Source organism: Staphylococcus xylosus (assembly GCF_002732165.1).
Classification (GTDB): Bacteria; Bacillota; Bacilli; order Staphylococcales; family Staphylococcaceae; genus Staphylococcus; species Staphylococcus xylosus.
In genome coordinates this window covers 25,111-32,507 of the sequence record NZ_MRZO01000012.1, presented here as the reverse complement: position 1 = coordinate 32,507, position 7,397 = coordinate 25,111, and the positions used below count along the sequence as shown (strand labels likewise).

The following is a 7,397-nucleotide window of genomic DNA, read 5'->3' as shown; positions in this document are numbered from 1 at the left end:
CGAACTAAACGAGCGACGAAACGAGCTTACGAGTGGTAAGTGAGTAAGGAGAGCGTGCAAGTGAGAAAAGATGCGAGCGCTTGTCTCACGGCAAGAAAGGTCTTTAGCGCCGAAGGTAGCAGACTTACGTTCCGCAAGAGTAGGAAAAGTGGAATACATGAGCAAAGCTCATGCATAAGTCCCACTAATACTTTGAAACATAATTTGATAAGAGATTTACAAGTCTGGCTTAATAAAATTATGAGTTAAAATTAATAAAGTGGAAGTTAATAAAAAAAGCCAAGACATAGTAAATTTATGTCTTGGCTATAATAAATATATTCATTGTTTAAGAAGGTATAGAAAGAAATCATTCTTAGACAATGATTTTCTTTTAGCATGTATAACTAGATGAGTAAGGAATAAAGCATTTTATTTTCATTAATATAAATATTAGAATTATCAAACTCGTCTACATTCGCTTTTAAGTTATCTATATCTTTGTGATTATTTAATTGGATACCTATAATTACTGTTCCTGTATTTTGAGAAGACTTTTTAAGATACTCAAATTTGGTTATATCATCTTTAGGTCCAAGGACTTCATTAACAAATTCTCTTAACGCGCCAGGACGTTGTGGGAAATTTAAAATAAAATAATGTTTCATTTCTTCAAATAATAATGAACGTTCTTCAATCTCTTTCATTCGATTGATATCATTATTACCACCGCTGACTACACATACCACTGTTTTGCCTTTGATTTCTGATTGATATTGATCAAGTGCTGCGACGCTTAATGCACCAGCAGGTTCTGCGATAATGGCTTGTTTTGAGTACATATCTAAAATCGTTGAACAAACAGCACCTTCATGAACTTGAACATAGTCATCAACTACATTTTTACAAATATCATATGTGATTTGACCTACACGCGCTACAGATGCGCCATCGACAAATTTATCTATATCAGGTAATGTGACAATTTGTTTTTCTAAAACTACTGAAGCATACATACTACTTGCACCAGCAGGTTCTACACCAATAATTGAAGTTTCAGGAGCGTGTTCTTTAAAGTAAGTACCTACACCTGAAATTAAACCACCACCACCGATTGCAGCAAATAAATAATCAAATTGAATATCATCTTCTTTTGATTGCTCAAGTATTTCTTTTGCTAGTGTTCCTTGTCCAGCAATTGTAAAAATATTATTAAAAGGATCAATAAAGTTCATTTTATTTTCTTCTGTGTATACTAGAGCTTCTTTTAAGCAATCATCAAATGTATCTCCAGTTAAAACTACTTCAGTATTACTACCACCAAAGAACTTCACTTGATTGATTTTTTGTAATGGCGTAGTTACTGGCATAAAAATCACTGCATTTAAATCTAACTTACTAGCAGTATATGCTACACCCTGAGCGTGATTACCAGCACTAGCACATGTAATGCCGTTTTGGCGATCAATTTCATTCAGCGCGATAATTGCGTTGTATGCACCTCTAAGTTTAAATGATCTCACCCATTGTAAATCTTCACGCTTAAGATAAACATTACAATCATATTTATGAGATAAATAATGATCTTTTTGTAATGGTGTCTCTTTTACGATATCTTTTAATTGTAAATAAGCTTCATCGATATCTTTAGAAGACACAGTAGTTTTTACAGTCATATGATTTCACACCTTTACTTATTAATTTAGTAATTATTTAATACGTTTTTGCTGTCTCATAGTCTTTGATTGCATCTTCGTATTGCAAAGTCAATGCAATGTCATCAAGTCCATTAACGAGTTTATTCTTCCAAGTTTCATCTATTTCAAAATCAAAAGATCTATCTAATGTAGAAACTGTTTGATTTGGTAAATCTACAGTAATTTCACCTGCTTGTGCAAGATGTTTTCTTACATTTTCATCTAAAACTATTGGTAACATAGCGTTTTTAGTACAATTCATATAAAAGATATCACTATAGCTACCAGCGATAATAATATCAAAGCCATAATCTTTAAGCGCCCAAGCGGCGTGTTCACGACTTGAACCACAACCAAAGTTTTCACCTGTAATTAAAATTGAAGCACCTTTATATTCAGGCTTATTTGGATTAAAGTCTGGATTTTCTGATCCATCATCTAGATAGCGCCACTCATCAAATGCAAAAGGGCCGAAACCAGATTTTGAAATACGTTTTAAATGTACTTTAGGTATAATTTGGTCGGTATCGATATTATCATGGAATAATGGCACTACTTTACCTGTATAAGTAGTAATAGGTTTGATTTCCATATTAAACAACCACCTTTCTTACATCTACAAATTTCCCGTTAATTGCTGCAGCAGCTGCCATAGCAGGGGAAACTAGGTGTGTTCGTGCACCTTTACCTTGGCGACCTTCAAAGTTTCGGTTACTAGTTGATGCACAATGTACGCCGTCAGGTACTTGGTCAGGGTTCATACCTAGACACATTGAACAACCAGGTTCACGCCAATCAAATCCTGCTTCTTTGAAAATTTTATCAAGACCTAATTTTTCTGCTTCAATTTTTACAGTACGTGATCCTGGAACGACAATTGCTGTAATATTTGGATGCACTTTATTTCCTTTTACGATATGACTAGCTTCAACCAAGTCAGAAAGACGAGCATTTGTACATGAACCTAAGAATACATAACCTAGATTAATATCTTCAGCTTTTTGACCAGGTTCAAGACCCATATAATTATAAGCGCGCTCATCATTAACATCTTTTATTTCTGGGAAAGGTGTATGGAAACCAACTCCCATTTCTGGGCTTGTCCCCCATGTTACTTGAGGTTCTAAATCAGATACATCCATTTCAATGACTCTATCAAATTCAGCGTCTTCATCTGTATAAAGTTCACGCCATGAATCAACATCATATTCAAAGTTAGTAGAATATGGGCGACCTTTAACATAATCAAATGTAGTTTCGTCAGGGGCCATCATACCGTATTTTGCACCAGCTTCAATAGCCATGTTACAAATAGTCATTCGTGCTTCCATCGATAAGTTTTGAATTGTATCACCAGAAAATTCCAATGCGTATCCCGTACCAAAATCAACACCATATTGGTTAATTAGATATAGAATGATATCTTTTGCGTAAACACCAGTAGGCAATTGACCAGTGACTTCAATTTTTAGATTCTTAGGTTTGGTTTGCCAGAGCGATTGAGTAGCAAAAACATGTTCCACTTCACTTGTACCAATTCCGAAAGCAATTGCACCAAACGCACCATGTGTTGCAGTATGTGAATCTCCACATACTATAGTTTTTCCTGGTTGTGTTAAACCTGTTTCAGGTCCAACCATGTGGACAATACCTTGTTCGTCTGACCCCATATCAAAAATATGAACACCAAAATCCTTGGCATTATTTTGCAAAGTCGTAATTTGTTTATTTGCAATTTCATCTTTAATATTAAAAATATCTACAGTCGGCACATTATGGTCAAGTGTCGCATAAGTTAAGTCCGGTCTACGTAGTGGTCTATTGTTAATTCTTAATCCCTCAAAAGCTTGAGGAGATGTGACTTCATGTATAAGATGCAAATCTATATATAATAACTGTGGGTCACCCTCTTTACCAGTTAAGACATGTTTGTTCCAAACTTTGTCAAATAGTGTTTTACCCATATGACATCTCCTCCTTTTTTAAAGATTTTCTTTGACGTAATTAAAAATATCAGATGTATTATAATCACCGTTGAGGTCTCGTGTTGTTTTACCTTCTTTTATTAATTGATAAATAATTGCTTCTAATTTATCAGCTGCTTTATTTTGGTTTAAACTTTCTCTAAGGCACATCACAACAGATAGTAGCATACCAAATGGATTTGCAATATTTTGATTAGCAATATCTGGTGCAGAGCCATGTATAGGTTCATAAAGTCTAGGTCCATGTTCACTGAAACTTGCAGAAGGTGATAGACCTAGAGAACCTGGAATAACAGACGCCTCATCACTTAAAATATCACCGAATAGATTTTCAGTAACAATGACATCGAACTGTGATGGATTAGTGATTAAGTGCATAGCACAAGCATCAACAAGTAAATGGTTCACTTCCACTTCAGGATACTCAACTGCAACGTCGTTGATCACTTGACGCCACAATTTACTTGATGATAATACATTTTCTTTATCTACTGAAGTTAATTTTTTATGGCGCTTTTGAGCTAATTCAAAAGCAACTCTCGCAATTCTTTCAATTTCACTTCTAGTATAGGTTAATGAGTCTAATGCGTCGTTATCGTTTAATTGTTTTGGTTCACCGAAGTAGATACCACCAGTTAACTCTCTTACTAAAATGAAATCTGTACCTGCAACACGTTCTTCTTTAATAGGGGATAAATGACTAGTGCCATTTGTAACTGTAGTAGGGCGGATATTTGCAAACAGACCTAAAGCTTTACGTATACCTAATAGACCTTGTTCTGGTCTATTATTAGGATCTGTCCAATTAGGTCCCCCCACAGCACCTAATAGAATTGCGTCTGCATTCTTACAAGCATTTAATGTTGATTCTGGAAGAGGTTCACCGTGGTTATCAATAGCAATTCCACCAAAATCATGTGTTTCTAAATCATAATCAAAATTAAAAGATTTACTTAGTTGTTGTAATACTTCTAATGAACCATTCAATATTTCCGGTCCAATTCCATCTCCTGGAAGGGCTACAATCTTATGGCTCATGAGTGAATACCTTCTTTCTCATGAGTATTTGCAACATATTTAGCATGTGCTTCAACATATGATTTACAAGAAGCTAATAAGATATCATGGTCAATACCAACACCAGTAACAATTTGATCATCTATCTTAATTTGTACATGTACTTCTGCTTGAGCGTCTGTACCTTCAGTTACGGAATCTATGCGATACTCGATAAGTTCTGTCTTACGATCAAAAATACGATCAACAGCGTTGTATACGGAAACAATTGATCCTGTACCAATACTTGAATCTTGATAGGTATTACCATCTTTATCTTTAATGACAACAACAGCGCTTTGTAGTCCATTGGATACAAATTGTAACTGTAGAGTTTCTACTTTATAAATAGCATTTTGTTCATGTTCTGTGCCTTGAACCAGCGCATGAATATCACGATCTGTGACTGATTTTTTCTTATCTGCAATTGTTTTAAATTGTTTAAATAAAGTTTTTTGATCTTCTGGCTCTACATCGTAACCTAAAGCTGTTAGTTTTTCTGCAAAGGCATGTTTGCCTGATAGTTTACCAAGAGGTAGTTCAGTTGTTTTTACACCAACTAGTTGTGGCGTCATAATTTCATATGTTTCTGGGTTTTTCAAGACGCCATCTTGATGAATACCAGATTCATGACTGAATGCATTTTGTCCAACAATGGCCTTATTTCTAGGGACTCGAATACCCGCAAATCTTGCAATTAAATCTGAAGTTTGTTTGGTTTCTTCTAGGTTGATTTTTGTCTGATTATTGTAATGATCTTGTCGAACGTAAAGGCCGAGAGCAACTTCCTCGAGAGCTGTATTACCTGCACGTTCCCCAATACCATTTAATGTACCTTCGATGCGTTTCGCACCATTTTCAATTGCTGCCATACTATTGGCTACAGCAAGTCCAAGGTCATCATGACAATGCGCACTATAAATTACTTCATGATCCGTTGTTATTGATTCTTGCAGTGTTTTGAAAATTTGGCCATATTCTTTAGGATAACTGAATCCTACAGTATCAGGTATATTGATAACACTGGCTCCGGCATCTACAGCTGTTTGAACACATTCGATTAAGAAAGAAGGTTCTGTTCTTGTAGCATCTTCAGGTGAAAATTGAACGACATCAAAGTATTGTTTCGCATAAGATACGTGTTCTTTGATTGAAGCTAATACTTCTTCTTTAGACATCATTAATTTTGAATCTCGGTGAATAGGACTAGTTGCTATAAAAACGTGAATTCTCGGTTTTGCAGCTTCTTTTGTAGCTTCATATACAGCATCTATATCTTTCTTTACACAACGTGCTAATCCACAAACTGCAGTTGTAGTTAGTGCTTTAGATATTGCTTCAACAGATTTGAAACTACCAGTACTTGATGCAGGAAAACCAGCTTCTATGATATCGACGCCCCATTTTTCTAATTGTTTTGCTATCTTCAGTCTTTCATCGAATGAAAAGTTTACTCCAGGTGTTTGTTCACCGTCTCTAAGTGTTGTATCAAAAATTTGAATATGGCTACTCATTTTCAACATCTCCTATAACTAAATTTTAGACACAATTATTAAGTCGTAAGTATTAAAGAATCTCAAAGAGGGGACAAACTATTATTTGATTATACCTAATGAGATTCTTCTTACTACGAGTTAACAAATTCAGTGTCTATTTATTTTTCAATACTTTTAGATTTAATGAATGGCATCATTTCACGAAGATCTTTACCAACTGCTTCGATTTGATGTCCATGTTGTTCTTCACGTAGTTTATGGAATTCTTCAAAGTTATTTTCGTTATCTTTAATAAAGCGATCGCTGAAGTTTCCTTTTTGAATATCTTCAAGTACAGCTTTCATATTGTCTTTTACATCTGGCGTAATAACACGTGGACCAGAAACATAGTCGCCAAACTCTGCTGTATTTGAAATTGAATAACGCATGTTTTCCATTCCACCTTCATACATTAAATCAACGATAAGTTTCATTTCATGTAACACTTCGAAGTAAGCAATTTCAGGTTGATAACCCGCTTCTACTAATGTTTCAAAACCAGATTGAATTAATTTAGTAGTACCACCACATAAAACTGCTTGTTCACCAAATAAATCAGTTTCAGTTTCCTCTTTAAATGAAGTTTCTAATACACCAGCACGTGTTGCGCCGATACCTTTTGCATAACTTAATGCTAAATCAGAAGCCTCGCCACTAGCATCTTGTTCAACGGCGAATAGGGCAGGGACTGCGCTACCTTCAGCGAATGTACGACGTACTAAATGTCCTGGTCCTTTAGGTGCAACTAAGAATACATCAACATCTTCTGGTGGTTGGATAACATTAAAATGAATATTAAATCCATGAGCGAATACTAATGCATTATTAGGTTCTAAATTAGGTGCGATTTCTTCTTTATATACTTGTCCTTGGATTTCATCTGGTAAAAGTACCATGATAACATCAGCTTGTTTTGCTGCTTCATTTACAGGATATACTTCGAAGCCGTCATCTTTTGCTTTATCAAAAGAACGTCCATGTCTAATACCGATAATTACGTCATAACCGTTGTCTTTTAAATTTTGAGCGTGGGCGTGTCCTTGAGATCCATAGCCTAAGACTGCTACTTTTTTACCTTGTAAAGCGTCTTTCGTTACTGATTGGTCATAATAAACTGTTGTCATAATAAAATCCTCCATGTTTTT

At 35.1% G+C, this 7,397-nt stretch carries 6 protein-coding genes; all 6 read right to left on the bottom strand.

The features are described from left to right. Positions 1–386 precede the first annotated feature (386 nt). Entirely contained in the window at positions 387–1,655 is a 1,269-nt protein-coding gene (gene ilvA, locus BTM19_RS12540) for a threonine ammonia-lyase IlvA (protein ID WP_029378901.1), read from the bottom strand. A 37-nt stretch (positions 1,656–1,692) separates the two neighbouring features. Further along, a complete protein-coding gene (gene leuD / locus BTM19_RS12535) occupies positions 1,693–2,268 on the bottom strand; it encodes a 3-isopropylmalate dehydratase small subunit (protein ID WP_029378902.1) in 576 nt (191 codons plus the stop codon). A gap of 1 nt (position 2,269) precedes the next feature. Beyond that, entirely contained in the window at positions 2,270–3,640 is a 1,371-nt protein-coding gene (gene leuC / locus BTM19_RS12530; RefSeq protein ID WP_029378903.1) for a 3-isopropylmalate dehydratase large subunit, read from the bottom strand. An 18-nt stretch (positions 3,641–3,658) separates the two neighbouring features. Continuing rightward, the gene (leuB, locus tag BTM19_RS12525; RefSeq protein ID WP_029378904.1) at positions 3,659–4,699 is read right to left on the bottom strand and encodes a 3-isopropylmalate dehydrogenase; all 1,041 of its coding nucleotides are present in this window, start codon (positions 4,697–4,699) and stop codon (positions 3,659–3,661) included. Beyond that, entirely contained in the window at positions 4,696–6,231 is a 1,536-nt protein-coding gene (locus BTM19_RS12520; RefSeq protein WP_029378905.1) for a 2-isopropylmalate synthase, read from the bottom strand. The genes leuB and BTM19_RS12520 overlap by 4 nt, the downstream gene beginning before the upstream one ends. A 140-nt stretch (positions 6,232–6,371) precedes the next feature. After that, positions 6,372–7,376 (bottom strand): ketol-acid reductoisomerase, encoded by a 1,005-nt coding sequence (ilvC, locus tag BTM19_RS12515; RefSeq protein WP_029378906.1) that lies wholly within the window; start codon positions 7,374–7,376, stop codon positions 6,372–6,374. Between the last annotated feature and the right edge of the window lie 21 nt (positions 7,377–7,397).